This is a genomic window from Mycobacterium sp. MUNTM1 (genome assembly GCF_054660795.1).
The window spans coordinates 1-227 of record NZ_BAAGDE010000187.1 but is presented as its reverse complement, the minus strand read 5'-3'; the positions used below and the strand labels follow the sequence as shown (position 1 = coordinate 227).

Below are 227 nucleotides of genomic sequence, written 5' to 3'. Positions count from 1 at the left end.
CCGACCTGGTGTTCGCCGGGCAGAGCTACCAGGAACCGGCCGCCAACGTTGCCGAGTACTACGACCTTCCGTTGGCCACGCTGCACCACGTCCCCATGCGGCCCAACGGCCAGGTCGTCTCGATTCTGCCGTCGCCGCTGGCCCGCTCGGCGATGACGGCGTTCGACTGGTTCTGTTGGCGGCTGAACAAGAAGGTCGAGGACACCCAGCGTCGAGAACTGGGGCTG

Annotated in this window: 1 pseudogene; it reads left to right on the top strand. The window is 66.5% G+C overall.

Annotated elements, in window-relative coordinates:
• Positions 1 to 227 (top strand): annotated as a pseudogene (locus ACYQ8K_RS30365) (glycosyltransferase); the annotation flags it as partial.